We start from the raw sequence: 21753 nt of genomic DNA on the forward strand, positions 1-21753 counted from the left end.
CCAGCGAGTGTGCGCGATGAAAATCACCGGCGTTGAAATCCGTCCCGGCAATATTATCGAATATGAAGGTGGCATCTGGAAGGTCACCAAGATCCAGCACACCCAGCCGGGCAAGGGCGGCGCCTATATGCAGGTCGAAGCCAAGAATCTGATCGACGGGCGCAAGCTCAACAACCGTTTCCGCAGCGCGGATACGGTCGAGAAGGTCCGCCTCGACACCAAGGATTTCCAGTTCCTCTATGCCGAGGGCGACGACCTGGTGTTCATGGACAAGGACACGTTCGAACAGATCAACATTTCGAAGGACGTCGTCGGCGAGGCGCACGAATTCCTGCAGGACGGCATGGAAGTCGTCCTGGAGCTGTGGGAAGAACGCCCGATCTCGGTCGAACTGCCCGAGCAGATCGAAGCCACGATCGTCGAAGCCGACGCCGTGGTGAAGGGCCAGACGGCGTCGTCGTCGTACAAGCCCGCGATCCTCGACAATGGCGTGCGCGTCATGGTGCCGCCGCACATCACCAGCGGCACGCGCATCGTGGTCAATGTCTATGACCGCGAATATGTTCGCCGCGCGGACTAATACTCGTCGCCCCAGCGAAAGCTGGGGCCGCTAACGTTCTTGTTTGCCGATAGCGATCCCAGCCTCCGCTGGGATGACGGCTTCGGAGGAATTGATATGGCCATTTCCGGCATCATCACCGTCATGGAACGCGCCGCGCGCAAGGCCGGCACGAAGCTGCGCCGCGACTTCGGCGAGATCGAGCATCTGCAGGTTTCACAAAAGGGGCCGGCGGATTTCGTGTCGAAGGCCGACCAGGCCGCCGAGCGCACCCTCTATGACGAACTGACCCACGCGCGTCCCGGCTGGGGCTTCCTGATGGAAGAGGCCGGCGAGATCGAGGGCGAGCCGGGCAAACCGCGCTTCATCATCGATCCGCTCGACGGCACGTCGAACTTCCTCCACGCGATCCCGCAGTTCGCGATCTCCATCGCGGTGCAGGAGCCGAAGCTGGGCGGCGGCTGGGGCGACGTCACGGCCGCGCTGGTCTATCAGCCGGTCACCGACGAAAGCTATTGGGCCGAGCGCGGCCGCGGCGCGTGGCTGCACGACCGGCGCCTGCGCGTCGCGTCGCGCCGCCAGCTGAGCGAATGCCTGATCGCCACCGGCATCCCGTTCATGGGGCATGGCGACATGGCGCAGTGGAGCCGCATCTTCGGCGCGGTCGCGCCCGAAGTCGCCGGCATCCGCCGCTTCGGCGCCGCCAGCCTCGACCTCGCATGGGTCGCGGCGGGCCGCTTCGACGGCTTCTGGGAAAGCCAGCTCAACATCTGGGATGTCGCCGCGGGCATGTTGCTGGTGCGCGAGGCGGGCGGCTTCGTCAGCGATTTCCGCGGCGGCGACCGCGCGATCGAGCGCAGCGAATTCATCGCCGGCAGCGGCGCGGTCCATTCCAAGCTTCAGAAGCTGGTCGCGGGCGCGCTGCGCAACGCCTGACGGGCCTTAGCCCTTCCATCGTCATGCCGGACCCTTCGACAGGCTAAGGACAGGCTTGATCCGGCATCCGTCCCGGCGTCGATGCTATGCACCCCGGATCAAGTCCGGGGTGACGAAGGAGGGGCGGGGCTGACCTAGGTGGCCATCACTTTTCGAAAACATACTCGCGGAAACTGTCCATCAGCGATGACCAGGTGTTGAGCGTCTCGCCGAGGTTTTCGCGCGGAATGCCGGCGAAGTCGACATCGACGTCCATTTCGAGCACCGGATCGCCTTCGTCATCGCGATAGGCGCGGGCGAAGCGCTTGGTCCGGTTCCATTGGTTGAGTCGGTCGAGCGACACATCCTTCGCGTCGCTGAAACCCATATAATATTGCAGGGTCTTGCAGTTCCGGTTGTCCTCGCAGTTCATGAACAGGACGAGGAATTTCAGGCCGTTCCGGTTGCTTTCGATATAGGGATCGTCGCCGTCCTTGGTGACAAGCGTCGCCGGCCAGCCCTGCGACTCGAGGATCGCCTTGATCGTCGCGGGATTCTTCGCATTCACCAGTTCGGCATGGGCTTGCGCCGCCGAGAGTGCCAGTGCGGCGGCCGCTGCGACGATGGCGCGATGAAAAATTGGTCCCATAAAAGCTCCCCAGTTTCGAAACGGGCGCCAAAGGCCCGAAATATCGACCCCTGCCGTCCGCGTATCATGAGGATAGGGGCGCGTTCCAGCGCCGTTTGTGCTTTTGGTCACAACGGCAACGAATTTCCTCGCCGCAGCGCTTGCGAGGCGCGGCTTGCTGGCCTAAAGCGCGCCCAACAAAGGGGTGGTAAACGCCTTAAAACAGACTGCGAGCTCCCATGGTCGATCTGACGCAATATCTGCCGATCCTGATCTTTCTGGTCATAGCCGTTGGCCTTTCCTCGGCCTTCGTCTTTCTGCCGATGGGCGTCGCGCGCCTGACCGGCGCACACAAGCCCGATCCGGCGAAGCTGACCGAATATGAATGCGGCTTCCCCGCGTTCGAGGATGCCCGCAGCCAGTTCGATGTGCGCTTCTATCTCGTCGCTATCCTCTTCATCATCTTCGACCTCGAAGCCGCCTTCCTCTTTCCCTGGGCGGTCAGCCTCAAGGAAATCGGCTGGGCCGGTTGGGCCACGATGATGATCTTCCTTGCCGAACTCGCGATCGGCCTTGTGTACGCGTGGAAAAAAGGCGCGTTGGATTGGGAATGAGCAGCTCCAGCATCATCATGCCCGGCCAGATGCCGGTCGCCAGCCCTGTCGCTCCGGGAACCAACCCCGATCAGAGCTTCTTCGACGATCTCAACAGCGAGGTCGGCGACAAGGGCTTCCTTGTCACCTCGACCGAGGATCTGTTCAACTGGGCGCGTACCGGCTCGCTGTGGTGGATGACCTTCGGCCTCGCATGCTGCGCGGTCGAGATGATCCACGTCAACATGCCGCGCTATGACATGGAACGCTTCGGCGTCGCGCCGCGCGCCAGCCCGCGCCAGTCCGACGTGATGATCGTCGCGGGGACGCTCTGCAACAAGATGGCCCCGGCGCTGCGCCGCGTGTACGACCAGATGTCGAACCCCAAATATGTCATTTCGATGGGTAGCTGCGCCAACGGCGGCGGCTATTATCATTACAGCTATTCGGTGGTGCGCGGCTGCGACCGCATCGTGCCCGTGGACATCTATGTCCCCGGCTGTCCGCCGACTGCCGAAGCGTTGCTCTATGGCGTGATGCAGTTGCAGCGGAAGATCCGCCGCACCGGGACGATCGAACGCTGATGGCCAGTCCCGCTCCCCTGATCGCGGCCCGCGAGGGCGTCGGCCCCGCACTGCAAAAGCTGCTCGGCGAGGATCTCATCGAGCATATCTTTGCCGTGGGCGAGGACAGCATAACCGTGCGCCGCGAAGCGGTCGCCGGTGTGATGGTCATGCTGCGCGACGAACTCGACTATCAGCAGCTGATGGAAATCGCCGGGGTCGACTATCCCGAACGCGCCGAGCGTTTCGAGGTCGTCTATCACCTGCTCAGCGTGACGAAGAACCACCGCCTGCGCGTCCGCGTGTCGACCGACGAAACGACGCCGGTACCGAGCATCGTGCCCGTGTGGCCGGTCGCCGGCTGGCTCGAGCGCGAAGTGTTCGACATGTACGGCGTGCTGTTCGCGGGCAACCCCGATCTGCGCCGCATCCTGACCGACTATGGTTTTCAGGGCCATCCGCAGCGCAAGGACTTTCCGCTGACCGGCTATACCGAGCTGCGTTACAGCGAGGAGGACAAGCGCGTCGTCTATGAGCCGGTGAAGCTGGCGCAGGATTTCCGCAACTTCGACTTCCTCAGCCCCTGGGAAGGCGCCGACTATGTGCTGCCCGGCGACGAAAAGGCCGGCGGCACCGGCGAAGCGCCGGGCAAGGGCGCGCCGTCGCCGATGACCGCGCAGCAGGTCAAGGTCGCCGACGACAAGGCCGCCAAGAAGGCGCCTGCTCCGACGCCGAAGACGACTGAAAAGCCCGAACAGACCGGCGCGGGCGCGAAGGCGAATGTCAAGGCCGCGAAGACGAGCCGCGATGGCGCCAAGGCGCCCACCGCGGCAAAGGCCAAGACGCCGGCTACCAAGAAGGCGGAAAAGGCGCCGGCCAAGCCCAAGGCGCCCGCCAAGCCGCGCAAGCCCAAGACAGGAGGTGACGCATGACCGACTCTCCTCAGGTCAAGCACCACGGCAGCGATATGTTCGCAGGCTATCCGGTCGACACCGCGAACACCGCGGGCGATCAGGCGGTCACCAACTACACGATCAACTTCGGCCCGCAGCACCCCGCGGCGCACGGCGTGCTGCGCATGGTGATGGAGCTCGACGGCGAGATCATCGAGCGCGTCGACCCGCACGTCGGGCTGCTCCACCGCGGCACCGAGAAGCTGATCGAATACAAGACCTATCTGCAGGCTTTGCCCTATTTCGACCGGCTCGACTATTGCTCGCCGCTCGGCATGGAGCATAGCTATGTCCTCGCGATCGAGAAATTGCTCGACCTCGAAGTGCCCGACCGCGCGCAGTATCTCCGCACGATGTTCGCCGAGCTGACGCGCATCTGCAATCACATGCTCAATATCGGCAGCCACGTCATGGACGTCGGCGCGATGACCCCGAACCTGTGGGTGTTCGAGCTGCGCGAGGATTGCCTCAACTTCTTCGAGCGCGCGTCGGGCGCGCGGATGCACTCGGCGTGGTTCCGCCCCGGCGGCGTGCATCAGGACGTCCCCGAAAAGCTGCTCGTCGACATCGGCGAATGGTGCGAAACGCGGCTGCCCAAGCTGTTCGGCGACGCGATGAGCCTCGTCATCGACAACCGCATCTTCAAGCAGCGCAACGTCGACATCGCGACGGTCAGCAAGGAAGACGCGCTGGCGTGGGGCTTCTCGGGCCCGATGATCCGCGGCAGCGGCATTCCCTGGGACATCCGCAAGGCGCAGCCCTATGACGCCTATGCGAAGATGGACTTCGACATTCCCGTCGGCACGCGCGGCGACTGCTACGACCGCTTCATGGTCCGCGTGCAGGAAGTCTATCAGTCGCAGCGGATCATCCTGCAGTGCATCAACGCGATGCCGAGGGGACCGGTCGCCAGCCTCGACCGCAAGGTGGTGCCGCCGAAGCGCGGCGAGATGAAGCAGTCGATGGAATCGCTGATCCACCACTTCAAGCTCTACACCGAGGGCTTCCACGTTCCGGCGGGCGAGGTTTATGTCGCGACCGAAAGCCCCAAGGGCGAGTTCGGCGTCTATCTGGTCAGCGACGGCACCAACAAGCCGTACCGCTGCAAGATCCGTCCGACGGCGTTTTCGCACCTGCAGGCGATGGACATGATGTCGAAGGGGCACATGCTCGCCGACACCACCGCGATTATTGGCGCCATCGACGTCGTGTTCGGGGAGTGCGACCGGTGAACCAAACCGAAGCGGCAATGAAATTTGGTGAAACGCTTGGTTACATCATTTGGCCAATTGCGTTTGTTGCAATCGGATATGTCGTTGCGCGCCGGATCAATAAGGATCGTGATTTCGACAATCAGGTCAAATGGCCGATTGTAGTTGGTTCCTCTTTAGCGTTGTTAATGGTTGTTAGTTTATGCGTTCCCAATCCGAATCAACTTGGACCGACAGACGGCGTTTATATCGAAACTGCCGACGGCGGTGCCGCTGAGCCGTTGCCTGGCCCCTACGATATTAGCCGAGACTCCTTGGCTGCCGTCAAGGCGTTTCAAAAAGAGAGGGTCGTGAAGTTTCTCGACTCCAAAAGCTGGCCTCATCCTGGCCCGGATAAATTTGAATCCTCCGTTGTTCCTGTGGACTATGCTGGGAATACCGTCCTGAAATCGAGGTTCCGGTCGCTCGGTCATTTCGATTTATTGATTCACGAAGGTGTCGCGAAGGGGCGAGCCAAAACGGTTGTTTGCGTTGCAAAGGGTCGAGCAAATATTCGCTTTGAGAATAGCCGGTGTGCCCAGGCTGTTTACGATACATTTGCACGCAGCGAACCTTCGCCGGAGAAGTTATAGTTTATGGCTGACGCACCCCAAATCCCCGATGAAGCCGAGGTTCGCGCGCGCTGGGGCGCTTTTGCGTGGACGGCGGAAAATGCCGAGAAGGCGAAGGCGATCATCGCGCGCTATCCCGCGGGGCGCCAGCGTTCGGCGGTGATGCCGTTGCTCGACCTCGCGCAGCGCCAGGTCGGAGCCGAGACCGAGACGCAGGGCTGGCTGCCCGTGCCGGTGATCGAATATGTCGCGGCCGAGCTCGATATGCCGTTCATGCGCGCCTATGAGGTCGCGTCCTTCTACACGATGTACAATCTGGCGCCGGTCGGCCGCTATCATGTGCAGGTGTGCGGGACGACGCCGTGCCTGCTGCGCGGCTCCGACGACATCATGGCCGCGTGCAAGAACCGCGGCATGACCAAGGGCAAGACCACGCCCGACGGGCTGTTCACGCTGACCGAGGTCGAGTGCATGGGCACCTGCACCAACGCGCCGATGGTCCAGATCAACGACGATAATTACGAAGACCTCGATTACGACTCGATGGTCCGCATCCTCGACGATCTCGCGGCGGGCAAGCAGCCGAAGACCGGCACGCAGAACCCCAAGCGCCACACGAGCGAGCCCGAGGGCGGGCCGACGACGCTGAAGGAAATGGTCAAGGCCAACCATGACTATCGGAAGGAGTGGTGATGATGACAAACGCCTCATTCCTTCGTCATGCCGGACTTGATCCGGCATCCATCGCAGCGCTGAAGTCGTGGACCCCGGATCAGGTCCGGGGTGACGAGTTGGGAGCGGCCCGATGAGCCTCGCCGACAAGGATCGCATCTTCACCAATCTCTACGGCTTCCAGCCGTGGAACCTCAAATCCGCGCAGGCGCGCGGGGATTGGGACAAGACCAAGGATCTGATGAAGCGCGGCCAGGACGCGATCATCGAGGAGATCAAGGCGTCGGGCCTGCGCGGCCGCGGCGGTGCGGGTTTCCCGACGGGGCTCAAATGGTCGTTCATGCCGAAGGAACCGCGCGCGGACCGCCCGAGTTTCCTCGTCATCAACGCCGACGAATCCGAACCCGGGTCGTGCAAGGACCGCGAGATCATCCGTCACGATCCGCACAAGCTGATCGAAGGCGCGCTGATCGCGGGCTATGCGATGCGCGCGCGCGCCGCCTACATCTACATCCGCGGCGAGTTCATCCGCGAGGCCGAGACGCTCTTCGCCGCGGTGCAGGAGGCGTATGACGCCGGCCTGCTCGGCAAGAATGCGGCCAAGTCGGGTTACGACTTCGACGTCTTCGTCCACCGGGGCGCCGGCGCCTACATCTGCGGCGAAGAAACCGCGATGATCGAAAGCCTCGAGGGCAAGAAGGGCCAGCCGCGCCTGAAGCCGCCCTTCCCGGCGGGCGCGGGGCTTTATGGATGCCCGACGACGGTGAACAATGTCGAGAGCATCGCGGTCGTCCCGACGATCCTCCGCCGCGGCGCGGTCTGGTTCTCCTCCTTCGGGCGCGAGAATAACAAGGGCACCAAGCTCTTCCAGATCTCGGGCCATGTCGAGCGCCCGTGCGTCGTCGAGGAAGAGATGGGAATCAGCTTCCGCGAGTTGATCGAAAAGCATTGCGGCGGCATCCGCGGCGGCTGGGACAATCTGCTCGCGGTGATCCCCGGCGGCTCGTCGGTGCCGCTCGTTCCGGCCGCCGAGATCATGGACGCGCCGATGGACTTCGACGGGCTGAAGGCGCTCGGCTCCGGCCTCGGCACCGCCGCGGCGATCGTGATGGACAAGTCGACCGACGTCGTCCAGGCGATCAGCCGCATCAGCTATTTCTACAAGCATGAAAGCTGCGGCCAGTGCACGCCGTGCCGCGAGGGAACCGGCTGGATGTGGCGCGTCATGGAACGCCTGCGCACCGGCGACGCCGACATCAGCGAAATCGACACGCTCTACGATGTCACCAAGCAGGTCGAAGGCCACACCATCTGCGCGCTCGGCGATGCGGCAGCGTGGCCGATCCAGGGGTTGATCCGGCATTTCCGGCCGGAACTCGAACGGCGTATCCGCGAGAATGGCGGCGCGTTGGAGGCGGCGGAATGAAGTCCAACCTCTCTTTCCTCGTCACCCTGAACTTGTTTCAGGGTCCATGGCCGGTCGGTGCGGCAATCGCAGCGGCTATGGATAGCGATGGGCCATGGATGCTGAAACAAGTTCAGCATGACGAATTTAAGGCGAGTGCCGATGCCTAAAGTAACCGTAGATGGCGTAGAACTCGACGTCCCGCAGGGCGCGACCGTTCTGCAGGCGTGCGAGATGGCGGGGAAGGAAATTCCGCGCTTCTGCTATCATGAGCGCCTGTCGATCGCCGGCAACTGCCGCATGTGCCTGGTCGAAGTGTCGCCCGGCCCGCCGAAGCCGCAGGCATCGTGCGCGCTGCCGACCGCCGAGGGGCAGGTGATCAAGACCGACAGCCCGATGGTGAAGAAGGCGCGCGAGGGGGTGATGGAGTTTCTGCTCATCAACCACCCGCTCGACTGTCCGATCTGCGATCAGGGGGGCGAATGCGACCTGCAGGACCAGTCGGTCGCCTATGGCCGCGGCGCGACGCGCTATGACGAGAACAAGCGCGCGGTCACCGAGAAATATATGGGCCCGATCGTCAAGACGGTGATGACCCGCTGCATCCAGTGCACGCGCTGCGTCCGCTTTGCGGAGGAAGTCGCGGGCGTCGAGGATATCGGCGCGATCTATCGCGGCGAGAATATGCAGATCACCTCGTACCTCGAACATGCCGTTGCGAGCGAATTGTCAGGCAATATCGTCGATCTGTGCCCGGTCGGCGCGCTGACCAGCAAGCCCTATGCGTTCGAAGCGCGTCCGTGGGAGCTGACCAAGACGCTGGGCATCGACATGATGGACGCGGTCGGCACCAACGTCCGCATCGACAGCCGTGGGCGGCAGGTGCTGCGCGTGCTGCCGCGCGTCAACGACGATGTGAACGAGGAATGGGCGAGCGACAAGACGCGCCACCATGTCGACGGCCTGATCCGCCGCCGCCTCGACCGGCCCTATGTACGCAAGGGCGGCCAGCTCGCCGAAGCGACGTGGGCCGAAGCGTTCGACGCGATCAAGGCGGCGAAGGCCGGCAAGTCGGTCGCCGCGATCGCGGGCGACCTCGTCGATTGCGAAACGATGTTCGCGGCGAAGGCGCTCGTGAATGCGCTCGGCTCGACGCTGCTCGAAGGCCGCCAGACCGGCCTCGACTATGACGTGTCGAGCCTGTCGGCGGTCAATTTCAACACCACCATCGCCGAGGCCGAAAATGCCGACGTGATCCTGCTGATCGGCACCAACCTGCGCTGGGAAGCGCCGCTGATCAACACGCGCATCCGCAAAGCGGCGTGGAAGAAGGGCGCGAAGGTTTTCGCGGTCGGCCCCGAGAAGGACCAGACCTACAAGGTGACGTGGCTGGGCGACGACGCCTCGCTCGTCGCCAAGCTGCCCGCCTCAGCGCTCGACGCGCTGAAGAGCGCCGAGCGTCCCTTGATCATCCTCGGCGGCGGCGGCCTTGCCGTTCCCGGCGTCCATGGCGCGGCGCTGGCGCTTGCCAAGTCGGTGAACGCGGTCAAGGACGGCTGGAACGGTTTCAGCGTCGTCCATATGGCGGCGAGCCGCATGGGCGGGCTGATGCTCGGCTATGCGCAGGCGGGCGGCATCAAGGACATCGTGGCGGCGAAGCCGAAGCTCGCCTTCTTCCTCGGCGCCGACGAGGTCGATTTCACCGCCTTCGACAAGACGCTGAAGGTCTATGTCGGCCATCATGGCGACAAGGGCGCGCATGCCGCCGACGTTATCCTGCCCGCGGCGGCGTGGACCGAAAAGGACTTCACCACGGTCAACACCGAGGGCCGCGTCCAGCGCAGCGAGAAGGCGGTGTTCGCGCCCGGCGACGCGCGCGAGGACTGGAGCATTTTCCGCGCGCTCGCCGATGCGCTCGGCGCGTCGGTCGGCTTCGACAGCTTCGACGAGTGCCGCGCGGCGATGATCGCCGCGGTGCCCGCGCTCGGCACCGAAGGCCTTGCCGGTTACGGCTGGTCGGTGCCCAAGCTCGACGCCAAGCCTGCCAAGGGACCGATCCCGTCGCCGATCAAGGATTTCTATCTCACCAACGCCATCTGCCGCGCGTCGCCGACGATGCAGCGCTGCTCGGAAGAGCTGGTCCATGGCGCGGATTTTGCGGAGGCGGCGGAATGATCGCGGCTGCATATTTCAGCCCTTCTCCCCTTGCGGGAGAAGGATACGGAGCCTTGCCGCTGCAAGCGGCTAGGCGCAGTTGGATGAGGGGTTGCGCGCCGCAGGCGCGCGCGGCCGCGGAACGGCCGCTCACCCCTCACCCAGCTTCGACTAAGCGGCAAAGCCGCCAAGTCTTCGCAACCCTCTCCCGCAAGGGGAGAGGGGAAGGGGTTGCGTTCCGATGACCGAATATTTCCAATCGCTCGGCATGTCCTACGAATGGGCGTGGGGGGTCGCGACTATCGTTGGCATCCTGCTCATCGCGCTGCCGCTGATGCTCGCGGTCGCGATGATCATCTATGCCGACCGCAAGATCTGGGCGGCGATCGCGCTGCGCCGCGGCCCGAACGTCGTCGGCCCCTTCGGCCTGCTCCAGAGCTTCGCCGACGGCCTCAAGGTCTTCCTGCAGGAAACGATTATCCCGAGCTCCGCCAACCGCGGGCTGTTCCTGATTGCGCCGATCATCACCTTCACGGTGGCGCTGATGGCGTGGGCGGTGATCCCGTTCAACTCGGGCGCGATCCTCGCCGACATCAACGTCGGGCTGCTCTACATCCTCGCGATCTCGTCGCTCGGCGTGTACGGCGTGATCCTGTCGGGCTGGTCGTCGAACTCGAAATATCCTTTCTTCTCGGCCATGCGCGCCTCGGCGCAGATGATCAGCTATGAAGTCTCGATCGGCTTCATCCTGATCGGCGTCGTGCTGTTCGCCGACAGCTTCAACATGAACGACATCGTCAAGGCGCAGCAGGGCCACGGGCTCGGCTTCGTCAACGCCTTCGGCTTCAACCTGCTGCTGTTCCCGCTCGCGGTGATGTTCCTCATTTCGGCGCTCGCCGAAACCGCGCGCGCGCCGTTCGACCTGACCGAGGCGGAATCAGAGCTCGTCGCGGGCTATCAGACCGAATATTCGTCGATGAGCTTCGCGCTCTTCTGGCTCGGCGAGTACGCTAACGTGCTGCTGATGTGCGCGCTCAACGCGATCCTCTTCTGGGGCGGCTGGCTGCCTCCCGTCGACTGGGCGCCGCTCTATGCCGTTCCGGGCATCATCTGGCTGTTCGCGAAGATCCTGTTCTTCTTCTTCGTCTTCAGCTGGGTCAAGGCGACCGTGCCGCGCTACCGCTATGACCAGCTGATGCGGCTAGGCTGGAAAATCTTCCTGCCGATTTCGCTCTTCTGGGTCTTCCTGATCTCCGGCTATCTGATGCTGACGAGGTATTCATGAGTTACGTTGCCCATCTCGTCAAAAGCTTCACCTTGTGGGAGTTCGTGAAGGCGCACGCCCTCACGCTGAAATATTTCTTCAAGCCGAAGGCGACGATCAACTATCCGTTCGAGAAGAACCCGCTGAGCCCGCGTTTCCGCGGTGAGCATGCGCTGCGCCGCTATCCGAACGGCGAGGAACGCTGCATCGCGTGCAAGCTGTGCGAAGCGGTGTGCCCGGCGCAGGCGATCACGATCGAGGCGGAACCTCGCGACGACGGTAGCCGCCGCACGACGCGCTACGACATCGACATGACGAAGTGCATCTATTGCGGCTTCTGTCAGGAGGCCTGCCCGGTCGACGCGATCGTCGAGGGGCCGAACTTCGAATTCGCGACCGAAACGCGCGAGGAGCTGCTCTATGACAAGGCCAAGCTGCTCGCCAATGGCGACAAATGGGAACGCGCGATCGCGGCGAATCTTGCCGCCGACGCGCCCTATCGATAAGGGCGCGCGCACATGATTCAGCTCATCGCCTTTTACCTCTTCGCGACCATCGTCATCGCCTCCGCGGCGATGGTGATTTTCGCGCGCAATCCCGTCCACAGCGTGATGTGGCTGATCCTCGCCTTCTTCAACGCGGCGGGGCTGATGCTGCTTGCGGGCGCCGAATTCATCGCGATGCTGCTCGTCATCGTCTATGTCGGTGCGGTCGCGGTGCTGTTCCTGTTCGTCGTGATGATGCTCGACATCGATTTCGCCGAACTGCGCAGCGGTTTCGTGCGCTATCTGCCGCTTGGCGCGCTGGTCGCGATCGTCCTTGCCGCAGAGCTGGTGTTCGCCGTGGGTGCATGGCAGGCGGGTGGCGTCGATCTTGCGGCGCGCGCGGCGCCCGCCGCGACCGATACCAGCAACATCCAGCAGATCGGCGAGCTGCTCTACACGCGCTATATCTTCCTGTTCGAGGCGGCGGGTATCGTCCTCCTCGTCGCGATGATCGGCGCGATCGTGCTGACGCATCGCCAGCGCGGCGGGGTGCGCATCCAGAATATCTCGGCCCAGAACCGCCGCCGTCCCGAGGACGCGACGCGCCTGGTCGATCCGGGCGTCGGGCAGGGGATGGAACTGTGATTTCGGTCGGCCATTATCTCGCCGTTTCGGCGGTGCTGTTCACGCTCGGCGTGCTCGGCATCTTCATCAACCGCAAGAATATCATCGTCATCCTGATGGCGATCGAGCTCATCCTGCTCGCGGTGAACATCAACCTCGTCGCGTTCAGCGCCGCGCTGAACGACCTCGTCGGGCAGGTCTTCTCGATGTTCGTGCTGACCGTCGCCGCCGGCGAAGCCGCGATCGGTCTTGCAATCCTTGTTATCTATTTCCGCGGCCGCGGCACGATTGCCGTCGACGATGCCAACCGGATGAAGGGGTAAGCCGGTGATCCAGGCGATCGTTTTCCTGCCGCTCTTGGCGGCGCTTGTTGCAGGGCTGGGCCAGCGCGCCATCGGCCCCTTTGTATCGAAGCTGGTCACGACCGGCGCGCTGTTCGCGAGCTGCGCCCTGAGCTGGCCGATCTTCCTGTCGTTCGTCGCGGGAACGGGCGAGGCCGGCGTGACGCCGGTGCTGCACTGGGTCTCGTCGGGCGCGCTCCAGTTCGACTGGGAGCTGCGTGTCGACACGCTGACGTCGGTCATGCTCGTCGTGATCACGACGGTGTCGGCGCTCGTCCACCTCTATAGCTGGGGCTATATGGAGGAAGACCCGGACCAGCCGCGCTTCTTCGCCTATCTGTCGCTCTTCACCTTCGCGATGCTGATGCTGGTGACCGCGAACAATCTGGTCCAGATGTTCTTCGGCTGGGAAGGCGTCGGTCTGGCGTCCTATCTGCTGATCGGTTTCTGGTACAAGAAGCCGAGCGCCAATGCCGCGGCGATCAAGGCGTTCGTCGTCAACCGCGTCGGCGACTTGGGCTTCATGCTCGGCATCTTCGGCACCTTCCTGGTGTTCGGCACCGTCTCGATCCCCGAAATTCTGGCCGCTGCGCCGGGCATGGCGGGCAGCACGATCAGCTTCATGGGGATGCGTCTCGACACGATGACGATCCTTTGCCTGCTCTTGTTCATCGGCGCGATGGGCAAGTCGGCGCAGCTGGGCCTGCACACCTGGCTCCCCGACGCGATGGAGGGTCCGACCCCGGTGTCGGCGCTGATCCACGCCGCGACGATGGTCACCGCGGGCGTGTTCATGGTGTGCCGCCTGTCGCCGATGTTCGAAACCGCGCCGGTCGCATTGGGCGTCGTCACCTTCGTGGGCGCCGCGACCTGTTTCTTCGCCGCGACGGTCGGCACGACGCAGTGGGACATCAAGCGCGTCATCGCCTATTCGACCTGTTCGCAGCTCGGTTACATGTTTTTCGCCGCGGGCGTCGGCGCCTATGGCGCGGCGATGTTCCACCTGTTCACGCACGCCTTCTTCAAGGCGCTGCTGTTCCTCGGCGCGGGCTCGGTCATCCACGCGATGCACCATGAGCAGGACATGCGCTATTACGGCGGCCTTCGGAAGCATATCCCGCTCACTTACTGGGCGATGCTGATGGGCACGCTGGCGATCACCGGCGTCGGCATCGCGGGCGTCGCGGGCTTTGCCGGCTTCTACTCGAAGGACGGCATCCTCGAGGCGGCCTTTGCGGCGGGCGGCGGCGGTCAGGTTGCGTTCTGGGTCGGCATCTTCGCTGCGCTGCTGACGAGCTTCTATTCGTGGCGCCTCGTCTTCCTGACCTTCTTCGGCAAGCCGCGCTGGGAACAGAGCGAGCATATCCAGCACGCGGTGCACGACGGTCACGGGCATGGCGACGATGCGCACGACGATCGTCACCACCATGATGCGCACAGCGATGGCACCGCGGGGTATCACCCGCACGAAAGCCCGCTGAACATGCTGATCCCGCTCGGCGTGCTGTCGATCGGCGCGGTGTTCGCGGGTGTCGTCTTCCACCACCAGTTCATCTACCCCGAAGAGGGCATGGCGTTCTGGAAGGGGAGCCTCGCGTTCGACGCGCATCTGATGCACGCGGCGCATGAAGTGCCGCTGTGGGTGAAGTGGATGCCGTTCACGGTGATGGCGATCGGGCTGTTCCTCGCATGGAACAGCTATATCCGGAACACCAGCCTGCCGGCGAAGTTCGTGGCGCAGTTCCGGCTGCTGCACCAGTTCCTGTACAACAAATGGTATTTCGACGAGCTCTACAACTTCCTCTTCGTAAAGCCCGCTTTCGCGATCGGCCGCTTCTTCTGGAAGCGCGGGGATGAAGGCACCATCGACCGCTTCGGTCCCGATGGCGCCGCAGCGCTCGTCGCCGGGGGGACCCGTCTCGCGGTCCGGCTGCAATCGGGTTATGTTTATGGATATGCGTTCGTGATGCTGCTCGGTCTTGTCGGCCTCGCCAGCTGGGCCATGGTGAGGTTCCTGTGAGCGGTGTTCCCATCCTTTCGTTGATGCTGGCGATCCCGACGGTCGCCGCCATCGCGTGCCTCTTTGCGGGCGACCGCAATGCGCGCCTGATCGCGCTCGCCGCGACGCTGGTCGACTTCGCGCTCGGCGTCATGCTGTGGGCGAATTTCGATATCGGCGGCGCGCAGTGGCAGTTCGTCGAGTCCGCGCCCTTGTTCGGCCGCTTCAACTATGCGCTCGGCATCGACGGCATGGCCCTGATGCTGATCATGCTCAGCGTCTTCCTGATGCCGCTCTGCATCCTGGCGAGCTGGGAATCGATCACCAAGCGCGTCGGGCTCTATATGGCGATGTTCCTGATCATGGAGGTCGTCATGATCGGCGTCTTCATGGCGCAGGATCTGCTGCTCTTCTACGTCTTCTTCGAGGCCGGCCTGATCCCGATGTATTTCATCATCGGCATCTGGGGCGGGGCGAACCGCATCTATGCGGCGTTCAAATTCTTCCTCTACACGCTGCTCGGCTCGGTGCTGATGCTGATCGCGATGATCGCGATGATCCGCGAAGCGGGCACGACCGATATCCCGACGCTGCTCAACTACAACTTCCCGCCGGAAATGCAGACCTGGCTGTGGCTCGGCTTCTTCGCCAGCCTTGCGGTCAAGATGCCGATGTGGCCGGTCCACACCTGGCTTCCCGACGCGCATGTGCAGGCGCCGACCGCGGGCTCGATGATCCTGGCCGGCGTGCTGCTGAAGCTCGGCTCCTACGGTTTCATCCGGTTCATGATGCCGATGTTCCCCGAAGCCTCGGCCGAGTTCATGTGGCTCGTCTTCGCGCTGTCGATGGTGGCGGTGGTTTACACCAGCCTCGTGGCGCTGGTGCAGAGCGACATGAAAAAGCTGATCGCCTATTCGTCGGTCGCGCACATGGCGATCGTGACCGCAGGCCTCTATGCGCTGAACCAGCAGGGGATCGAAGGCGCGCTGATCATCATGCTCAGCCATGGCGTCGTCTCGGCCGCGCTCTTCTTCTGCGTCGGCGTGATCTATGACCGGCTCCACACGCGCGAGATCGACCGTTACGGCGGGCTCGCGGTGAACATGCCGGCCTATGCGCTGTTCTTCATGCTGTTCACCATGGCGTCGATCGGCCTGCCGGGCACCAGCGGGTTCGTCGGCGAGTTTCTGAGCCTTGCCGGTATCTACGAGGCGTCGAGCACGGTCGCGTTCGTCTGCACCACCGGGATCATTCTCGGCGCCGCGTACATGCTCTATCTCTATCGCCGCATCGTGTTCGGCGAACTCACCAAGGACGATGTGAAGGCAATGCCCGACCTCAATCCTCGCGAATGGGCGATCCTCGCGCCGCTCGCCGCCGTGGCGCTGTGGATGGGTGTCTATCCCGAAAGTTTCCTCGCGCCGATGCGCGGTGACGTGACGACCGTGGTCGCGCGCCTCGCGCCCGCCAAGCCTGCCGGCGACGCGCATCTTGCCGCGGGCAAGCCAAAGCCGGCCGCTGCAGGCCACGGAGAAGCATCGGGCGAAGCGCATCATGCGGGAGGCGTCCAATGACCGCCGATCTCGCGCTCATCTGGCCCGAACTGATCCTGACGATCGGCGGGCTGGTCACGCTGATGCTTGGAACCTATGCGGGTGATCGCCAGGTCGGGCTCTATCAGCTCGCCGCGATGGTGACGCTGGCGGCGGCCGCCGCGGCGGTGCTGGCGCTGTTCGGGACCGACGCGACGGTCTTTTCGGGGACGCTGTCGGTCGACAGCTTCGGCGGTTTCGCCAAGCTGCTGATCTATGCCGCGAGCTTTATCTGCGTCGTCATCGCGCCGCGCTTCTTCAAGGATGCGATGCGCGCCGAATATCCGGTGCTGATCCTGTTCGCGGCGCTTGGCATGGGGATCATGGCGTCGTCGCGCGACCTGATGACGCTCTATGTCGGACTCGAGCTCAACAGCCTGGCCTCTTATGTGCTCGCAAGCTTCATGCGCAGCGACGAGCGGTCGAGCGAAGCGGGGCTCAAATATTTCGTCCTCGGCGCGCTCGCGAGCGGAATCCTGCTCTATGGCATCTCGCTGCTCTATGGCTTCACCGGCTCGACCGATTTCGCCACGATCGCCGCGGCGCTGGGCGGCGAGCTCAGTATCGGCATCATCTTCGGCATCGTGTTCGTGATCGCGGGCCTCGCTTTCAAGATCAGCGCGGTGCCGTTCCACATGTGGACCCCCGACGTGTACGAAGGCGCGCCGACCCCGGTCACCGCCTTCTTCGCCACCGCGCCCAAGGTCGCTGCCATGGCGCTGATGACGCGTGTCGTGATCGGCGCGGTGGGGCCGGCGGTGGGCGCTTGGCAACAGATCGTCATCTTCCTCGCGCTCGCGTCGATCATCCTCGGGGCGGTGGGCGCGATCGGGCAGAAGAACATCAAGCGCCTGCTTGCCTATTCGTCGATCAACAACGTCGGCTATATGCTGATCGGCCTTGCCGCGGGAACGCAGCAGGGGGTCGAGGGCGTGCTGACCTATCTGCTCGTCTATATGGTGACGACAATCGGCAGCTTCCTGATCGTGCTGCAACTGCGCGACGACCGCGGCAACCAGATCGAAAGCATCCCGGCGCTCGCGGGTTATTCGCAGCGTCGCCCCGGCCTCGCCGCGGCGATGGCGGTGTTCCTGTTCAGCCTTGCCGGCATTCCGCCGCTCTTCGGCTTCTGGCCGAAGTATCTGGTCTTCGAGGCCGCGGTGAACGCCAACCTCGTGCCGCTGGCGGTGGTCGGTATCGTCGCTTCGGTGATCGGCGCCTTTTATTATATCGCCATCATCAAGACGATGTATTTCGACGAAAAGTCGGACACCGAATTCCCGCGCGGAACCGGCACGGTGGTCGAGGATGCGGTGATCACCGCCAGCGCGCTGTGGCTCTCGGTCATCGGCTATCTCTTCATCGGCGTCCTGGCCGCGCTGTCGGCGACCGCTGCGGCGGTGCTGTTCTGATCCCGCCGATCGAGCGGATCGCGGAGACAGGTTCGACCAACGCCGACCTGCTGGCGCGACTGGCCAGCGGCGAGCAGGTCGGCGAGGGGCATTGGCTCGTCGCCGACCGCCAGACCGCCGGACGCGGCCGTCTGGGCCGGGCGTGGGGCGATGGCCACGGCAATTTCATGGGATCGACGGTCGTTCACCTGACCGCGGGCGACCCGTCTCCCGCGACCCTTGCGCTGGTCGCCGGGGTCGCGCTCGCAAGAGCCGTCGCAGCGCTCGCACCGGGCGTGACCGCGATCCTCAAATGGCCGAACGATCTGTTGATCGACGGCGCGAAATGCGCCGGCATATTGCTGGAGCGGACGGGCGCCAGCGTCGTCATGGGTATCGGGGTCAATCTGGTCTCCGCCCCCGATCTGCCCGATCGCGCCACTGCATCGCTCGCCGACAAGGGTGCGCGCCTCGACCGCGACCGCTTCGCCGAGGCGCTGGCGATTGCGATGGCGGATGCCTTGTGGACGTGGCGGCAGGAAGGTGTCGGCAGCATCGTCAACGCCTGGCTGCCCAGAGGGCATCCGGTCGGAACGCCGTTGCACGTGTCCGAACAAGGGATCGACGGCCTATTCGACGGTCTGGCGCCCGATGGCGCGCTGCGCTTGCGCGTTGCGGGCGGGGGGACCATGCTGCTTCACGCGGGCGACGTCGAATTGCGGCCCGTGGAGGGGAATTAGGTGTCCATGCAAATTCTGCTCGCGATCGATGTCGGCAACACCAACGCCAAATTCGCGCTGTTCCGGGGAACCGAGCTGCTCGCGCGCTGGCGCATCGCCACCGACGACCGGCGCACGGCCGACGAATATATGGTCTGGCTCGACCAGCTTATGCGGATCGAGGGGCATGACCGCGCCGAGGTTGGCGCGGTAATCATCTCGACCGTGGTGCCGCGGGCGCTCCACAATCTGCAGCTGCTCGCGGTCAAATATTTCGGCGTCGACGCGCTCGTCGCGGGCCGCGACCCGGTGAGCTGGGGCATCGCGCTCCGGGTCGACGAGCCGCAGTCGGTGGGCGCCGATCGCGCGGTCAACGCGATTTCGGCGCAGGCGGTCGAACCGGGCAGGGACAAGCTTGTCATCAGTTTCGGCACCGCGACGACGCTCGACCATATCGGCCCCGAGGGCGCCTATCTCGGCGGGATCATCGCGCCCGGCGTCAACCTGTCGCTCGAAGCGCTGGTCGCCGCCGCCGCCAAGCTGCCGCGCATCGCGATCGAGGCGCCCGCGTCGGCCAGCGTCATTGGACGCACCACCGAAAGCCAGATGCTGATCGGCGTTTATTGGGGCTATGTCTCGATGATGGAGGGGCTGATCGCGCGGATGAAGGCCGAGATCGGCAAGCCGCTGACCGTGATCGCCACCGGCGGCCTTGCGACGCTGTTTCAGGAACAGGCGCACCTGTTCGACCGCATCGAACCCGATCTGACGCTGAACGGGTTGATGCACCTCTATAACCAACGGAACGGAAATATATGACGACTCCGGGCAAGGAGCTGCTTTTCCTCGCATTGGGGGGATCGGGCGAGATCGGCATGAACGCCAATCTCTATGGCTGCGACGGCAAATGGATCATGCTCGACCTCGGCGTGACCTTCGGCAGCCAGGATTATCCGGGGATCGAGATCGTGATGCCCGACCTCGAGTTCATCGAGGACCGCAAGGACGACCTGCTCGGCATCGTGCTGACGCACGGGCATGAGGACCATATCGGCGCCATCCCCTATCTTGCTGCCGACCTCGGCGTTCCGCTCTATGCCAACCGCTTCACCGCCGGGCTGATCGCGCACAAGCTCGCCGAAGAGGGGCTGGAGAAGGAGGTCGAGATCCGGGTCGTCGATATCGACGAAAGCTTTCGGATCGGGCCGTTCGGCATCCGGCTGGTGCCGCTGGCGCATTCGATCCTCGAGATGAGCGCGGCGGTGATCGACACCCCCTATGGCCGCATCTTCCACACCGGCGACTGGAAGCTCGACGACGATCCGATCCTCGGCACGCCGGCGAGCGCAGCGGCGCTGACCGCGATCGGCGACGAGGGGGTCGACGTGCTCGTTTGCGATTCGACCAATGCCTTCAATGCCCAGGCATCGGGCAGCGAGGGCAGTGTGCGCGACGGGCTGATGAAGGCGGTCGGCGCGGCAAAGGGCAGGGTGGTCGTCACCACCTTCGCGTCGAACGCGGCGCGGCTCGCGACCCTCGGCGCGGTTGCCAAGGCGACGGGGCGCACCCTGTGCGTCGCGGGACGCTCGCTCGACCGCATTCTCGGCGTCGCGCGGACGGTCGGCTACCTCAAGGATTTTCCGGCGACGGTCGATTTCGACGAGGCGATGCGCCTGCCGCGCGACAGGCTGATGGTGATCGCGACCGGCGGGCAGGGCGAGCCGCGCGCCGCGCTGGCGCGCATGGCGGCCGACATCCACCAGATCAAGCTGGAGGCGGGCGACACGGTCGTCTTTTCGTCGAAGCAGATTCCCGGCAACGAGGTTGCGATCGGGCGGATCATGAACCAGCTCGCCGCGAAGGACGTGCTGACCGTTACCGAGAAGCAGGCGCATATCCATGTCAGCGGCCATCCGGGGCAGCCCGAGCTCGCCGCGCTCTATGGCTGGCTGCGGCCGAAGCTGGTCGTGCCGGTGCATGGCGAGATCCGCCATATGCACGAGCAGGCGCGCTTCGCGCTCGAACGGGGCGTGCCCGATACGCTGGTGCAGGAAAATGGCGACCTTGTCCGCCTCGCGCCGGGGCCGGCGCGGATCGTCGAACGCGTGCGGTCGGGCCGCCTGATCCTCGACGGCGACGTGATCCTGCCCGCCGATGGCGAGACGATCAACGAACGGCGCAAGCTCGCGCTTTACGGCCAGATTTCGGTCGCCGTGGTGCTGTCGGACGGCAAGTTCGAGGGGAGCGCGATCCAGTATCGCGGCGTGCCGGTCGAGGATGACCGCGAGAGCTTCCTCGAGGAGCTGAACGAAGCCGCCGAGCAGGCGGCGACGGGTCCGGCGCGCGACCGCGAGGCGCTGAAAGAGGCGATCCGCCTCGGCGTGCGGCGGGTCGCGACCGACTGGACGGGCAAGAAGCCCATCACCGACGTGCTGATCGTGGATATCTGACGCATGAAATGGACGTCTATCCTGGCGATCTACACGCTCTTCTGGGCCTTCAGCGCCTTTTTCGTGCTGCCCTTCCACGGCCGCCGCGCCGAGGATGACGCGGCGCCGCTGGTGCCTGGGCAGGATCGGGGCGCGCCGGCCACCGTGCGTCCGGGACGCATCCTGCTGCAGATGACGATCGTCGCCACGATCGGCTTCGTGCTTTATTACATCGCCTATGTGAACGGCTGGGCCGACCCCGATGTGCTGAGCGGGCGGGCCTGAGCGGTACCCTGGATCTGGCGGCCTTGGAGGTGGACCTTCGTCGTGCCGCCTTTCGCCATCGCGGCCCGAATTTCCAAAGTTCAGTAAAGTTCAGCCTATTGCTCCGCCCGTTTTGGACCGGAGATTGCCGGACCCATCACACGTGCGTCGCTGCGGCGGCACCTGCCAGCCGGAGCCGCGGGATGAAGGCTGGCACAGCGGGATAATGTAGGAAAGAGATATTTGAGGCGGAGTCGGCTTTGGGGTGGGAAGCAGACGATATGGTCCTCCCCATCGACTTGCGATGGGGAGGTGGCGGCCCGAAGGGCTGACGGAGGGGCCGAGCGCGCAGCGCTCGCTAACGCTCGCCGCCCCTCCACC

Annotated in this window: 23 protein-coding genes; 22 read left to right on the forward strand and 1 reads right to left on the reverse strand. The window is 64.2% G+C overall.

The window, feature by feature from the left end:
- Positions 1-16: 16 nt before the first annotated feature.
- Both efp and J1N50_RS15755 read left to right on the forward strand, forming a co-directional pair.
- Positions 17-580 (forward strand): elongation factor P, encoded by a 564-nt coding sequence (gene efp / locus J1N50_RS15750; protein WP_215355418.1) that lies wholly within the window; start codon positions 17-19, stop codon positions 578-580.
- Between the two features lie 96 nt (positions 581-676).
- Complete coding sequence (locus J1N50_RS15755) at positions 677-1495, forward strand: inositol monophosphatase family protein (RefSeq protein ID WP_215355420.1); 819 nt, start codon at positions 677-679, stop codon at positions 1493-1495.
- Positions 1496-1640: 145 nt separating this feature from the next.
- Here the strand turns inward: J1N50_RS15755 and J1N50_RS15760 are convergent, their stop codons facing one another.
- Positions 1641-2123 carry a YbjN domain-containing protein gene (locus J1N50_RS15760; protein WP_215355422.1) on the reverse strand — a complete coding sequence of 161 codons (483 nt, stop codon included), beginning with the start codon at positions 2121-2123 and terminating at the stop codon, positions 1641-1643.
- 218 nt (positions 2124-2341) lie between these two features.
- Here J1N50_RS15760 and J1N50_RS15765 point away from each other — a divergent pair, with 218 nt between their 5' ends.
- The 20 genes from J1N50_RS15765 to J1N50_RS15860 all read left to right on the forward strand — a co-directional run bounded on the left by J1N50_RS15765 (position 2342) and on the right by J1N50_RS15860 (position 21393).
- The gene (locus tag J1N50_RS15765; protein WP_058456716.1) at positions 2342-2716 is read left to right on the forward strand and encodes an NADH-quinone oxidoreductase subunit A; all 375 of its coding nucleotides are present in this window, start codon (positions 2342-2344) and stop codon (positions 2714-2716) included.
- A 17-nt stretch (positions 2717-2733) separates the two neighbouring features.
- Complete coding sequence (locus J1N50_RS15770) at positions 2734-3279, forward strand: NuoB/complex I 20 kDa subunit family protein (protein WP_425516953.1); 546 nt, start codon at positions 2734-2736, stop codon at positions 3277-3279.
- A complete protein-coding gene (locus J1N50_RS15775; protein WP_215355425.1) occupies positions 3279-4190 on the forward strand; it encodes an NADH-quinone oxidoreductase subunit C in 912 nt (303 codons plus the stop codon). The genes J1N50_RS15770 and J1N50_RS15775 overlap by 1 nt, the downstream gene beginning before the upstream one ends.
- Positions 4191-4225: 35 nt before the next feature.
- Positions 4226-5443: an NADH-quinone oxidoreductase subunit D gene (locus J1N50_RS15780; protein WP_215355468.1), complete on the forward strand. Its 1218-nt coding sequence runs from the start codon at positions 4226-4228 to the stop codon at positions 5441-5443.
- The gene (locus J1N50_RS15785; RefSeq protein WP_215355427.1) at positions 5440-6054 is read left to right on the forward strand and encodes a hypothetical protein; all 615 of its coding nucleotides are present in this window, start codon (positions 5440-5442) and stop codon (positions 6052-6054) included. The genes J1N50_RS15780 and J1N50_RS15785 overlap by 4 nt, the downstream gene beginning before the upstream one ends.
- A gap of 3 nt (positions 6055-6057) precedes the next feature.
- On the forward strand, positions 6058-6726 hold the full coding sequence (locus tag J1N50_RS15790) for a complex I 24 kDa subunit family protein (protein WP_215355429.1): 669 nt from the start codon (positions 6058-6060) through the stop codon (positions 6724-6726).
- Between the two features lie 112 nt (positions 6727-6838).
- Positions 6839-8131 (forward strand): NADH-quinone oxidoreductase subunit NuoF, encoded by a 1293-nt coding sequence (gene nuoF, locus J1N50_RS15795; RefSeq protein ID WP_215355431.1) that lies wholly within the window; start codon positions 6839-6841, stop codon positions 8129-8131.
- Complete coding sequence (locus J1N50_RS15800) at positions 8128-8280, forward strand: hypothetical protein (RefSeq protein ID WP_215355433.1); 153 nt, start codon at positions 8128-8130, stop codon at positions 8278-8280. The genes nuoF and J1N50_RS15800 overlap by 4 nt, the downstream gene beginning before the upstream one ends.
- The gene (gene nuoG, locus J1N50_RS15805; protein WP_215355435.1) at positions 8273-10285 is read left to right on the forward strand and encodes an NADH-quinone oxidoreductase subunit NuoG; all 2013 of its coding nucleotides are present in this window, start codon (positions 8273-8275) and stop codon (positions 10283-10285) included. Before J1N50_RS15800 ends, nuoG begins: the two co-directional genes overlap by 8 nt.
- Positions 10286-10505: 220 nt before the next feature.
- A complete protein-coding gene (gene nuoH, locus J1N50_RS15810; RefSeq protein ID WP_215355437.1) occupies positions 10506-11549 on the forward strand; it encodes an NADH-quinone oxidoreductase subunit NuoH in 1044 nt (347 codons plus the stop codon).
- On the forward strand, positions 11546-12034 hold the full coding sequence (gene nuoI, locus J1N50_RS15815) for an NADH-quinone oxidoreductase subunit NuoI (protein ID WP_058815486.1): 489 nt from the start codon (positions 11546-11548) through the stop codon (positions 12032-12034). Before nuoH ends, nuoI begins: the two co-directional genes overlap by 4 nt.
- Before the next feature lie 12 nt (positions 12035-12046).
- Entirely contained in the window at positions 12047-12658 is a 612-nt protein-coding gene (locus J1N50_RS15820; protein WP_215355439.1) for an NADH-quinone oxidoreductase subunit J, read from the forward strand.
- Positions 12655-12960 (forward strand): NADH-quinone oxidoreductase subunit NuoK, encoded by a 306-nt coding sequence (gene nuoK, locus J1N50_RS15825; RefSeq protein ID WP_058456728.1) that lies wholly within the window; start codon positions 12655-12657, stop codon positions 12958-12960. Before J1N50_RS15820 ends, nuoK begins: the two co-directional genes overlap by 4 nt.
- A 4-nt stretch (positions 12961-12964) precedes the next feature.
- Entirely contained in the window at positions 12965-14998 is a 2034-nt protein-coding gene (gene nuoL, locus J1N50_RS15830; protein WP_215355441.1) for an NADH-quinone oxidoreductase subunit L, read from the forward strand.
- Positions 14995-16551: an NADH-quinone oxidoreductase subunit M gene (locus tag J1N50_RS15835; RefSeq protein WP_215355443.1), complete on the forward strand. Its 1557-nt coding sequence runs from the start codon at positions 14995-14997 to the stop codon at positions 16549-16551. The genes nuoL and J1N50_RS15835 overlap by 4 nt, the downstream gene beginning before the upstream one ends.
- Positions 16548-17981: an NADH-quinone oxidoreductase subunit NuoN gene (nuoN, locus tag J1N50_RS15840; RefSeq protein ID WP_215355446.1), complete on the forward strand. Its 1434-nt coding sequence runs from the start codon at positions 16548-16550 to the stop codon at positions 17979-17981. Before J1N50_RS15835 ends, nuoN begins: the two co-directional genes overlap by 4 nt.
- Positions 17903-18700: a biotin--[acetyl-CoA-carboxylase] ligase gene (locus J1N50_RS15845; protein WP_215355448.1), complete on the forward strand. Its 798-nt coding sequence runs from the start codon at positions 17903-17905 to the stop codon at positions 18698-18700. The genes nuoN and J1N50_RS15845 overlap by 79 nt, the downstream gene beginning before the upstream one ends.
- Before the next feature lie 12 nt (positions 18701-18712).
- Positions 18713-19498 (forward strand): type III pantothenate kinase, encoded by a 786-nt coding sequence (locus J1N50_RS15850; protein WP_215355470.1) that lies wholly within the window; start codon positions 18713-18715, stop codon positions 19496-19498.
- Complete coding sequence (locus J1N50_RS15855) at positions 19495-21129, forward strand: ribonuclease J (protein WP_215355451.1); 1635 nt, start codon at positions 19495-19497, stop codon at positions 21127-21129. The genes J1N50_RS15850 and J1N50_RS15855 overlap by 4 nt, the downstream gene beginning before the upstream one ends.
- A 3-nt stretch (positions 21130-21132) precedes the next feature.
- The gene (locus J1N50_RS15860; RefSeq protein WP_215355453.1) at positions 21133-21393 is read left to right on the forward strand and encodes a DUF1467 family protein; all 261 of its coding nucleotides are present in this window, start codon (positions 21133-21135) and stop codon (positions 21391-21393) included.
- Positions 21394-21753: the final 360 nt, after the last annotated feature.

It is taken from the genome of Sphingopyxis soli (assembly GCF_018682675.1).
Taxonomy (GTDB): domain Bacteria; phylum Pseudomonadota; class Alphaproteobacteria; order Sphingomonadales; family Sphingomonadaceae; genus Sphingopyxis; species Sphingopyxis soli.

Excerpts from the sequence above, each read along its gene's own strand:
- efp (WP_215355418.1), top strand. The coding sequence starts at position 17 with ATGAAAATCACCGGCGTTGAAATCCGTCCCGGCAATATTATCGAATAT.
- J1N50_RS15755 (WP_215355420.1), top strand. The coding sequence starts at position 677 with ATGGCCATTTCCGGCATCATCACCGTCATGGAACGCGCCGCGCGCAAG.
- J1N50_RS15760 (WP_215355422.1), bottom strand. The coding sequence starts at position 2,123 with ATGGGACCAATTTTTCATCGCGCCATCGTCGCAGCGGCCGCCGCACTG.
- J1N50_RS15765 (WP_058456716.1), top strand. The coding sequence starts at position 2,342 with ATGGTCGATCTGACGCAATATCTGCCGATCCTGATCTTTCTGGTCATA.
- J1N50_RS15770 (WP_425516953.1), top strand. The coding sequence starts at position 2,734 with ATGCCCGGCCAGATGCCGGTCGCCAGCCCTGTCGCTCCGGGAACCAAC.
- J1N50_RS15775 (WP_215355425.1), top strand. The coding sequence starts at position 3,279 with ATGGCCAGTCCCGCTCCCCTGATCGCGGCCCGCGAGGGCGTCGGCCCC.
- J1N50_RS15780 (WP_215355468.1), top strand. The coding sequence starts at position 4,226 with ATGTTCGCAGGCTATCCGGTCGACACCGCGAACACCGCGGGCGATCAG.
- J1N50_RS15790 (WP_215355429.1), top strand. The coding sequence starts at position 6,058 with ATGGCTGACGCACCCCAAATCCCCGATGAAGCCGAGGTTCGCGCGCGC.
- nuoF (WP_215355431.1), top strand. The coding sequence starts at position 6,839 with ATGAGCCTCGCCGACAAGGATCGCATCTTCACCAATCTCTACGGCTTC.
- J1N50_RS15800 (WP_215355433.1), top strand. The coding sequence starts at position 8,128 with ATGAAGTCCAACCTCTCTTTCCTCGTCACCCTGAACTTGTTTCAGGGT.
- nuoG (WP_215355435.1), top strand. The coding sequence starts at position 8,273 with ATGCCTAAAGTAACCGTAGATGGCGTAGAACTCGACGTCCCGCAGGGC.
- nuoH (WP_215355437.1), top strand. The coding sequence starts at position 10,506 with ATGACCGAATATTTCCAATCGCTCGGCATGTCCTACGAATGGGCGTGG.
- nuoI (WP_058815486.1), top strand. The coding sequence starts at position 11,546 with ATGAGTTACGTTGCCCATCTCGTCAAAAGCTTCACCTTGTGGGAGTTC.
- J1N50_RS15820 (WP_215355439.1), top strand. The coding sequence starts at position 12,047 with ATGATTCAGCTCATCGCCTTTTACCTCTTCGCGACCATCGTCATCGCC.
- nuoN (WP_215355446.1), top strand. The coding sequence starts at position 16,548 with ATGACCGCCGATCTCGCGCTCATCTGGCCCGAACTGATCCTGACGATC.
- J1N50_RS15855 (WP_215355451.1), top strand. The coding sequence starts at position 19,495 with ATGACGACTCCGGGCAAGGAGCTGCTTTTCCTCGCATTGGGGGGATCG.
- J1N50_RS15860 (WP_215355453.1), top strand. The coding sequence starts at position 21,133 with ATGAAATGGACGTCTATCCTGGCGATCTACACGCTCTTCTGGGCCTTC.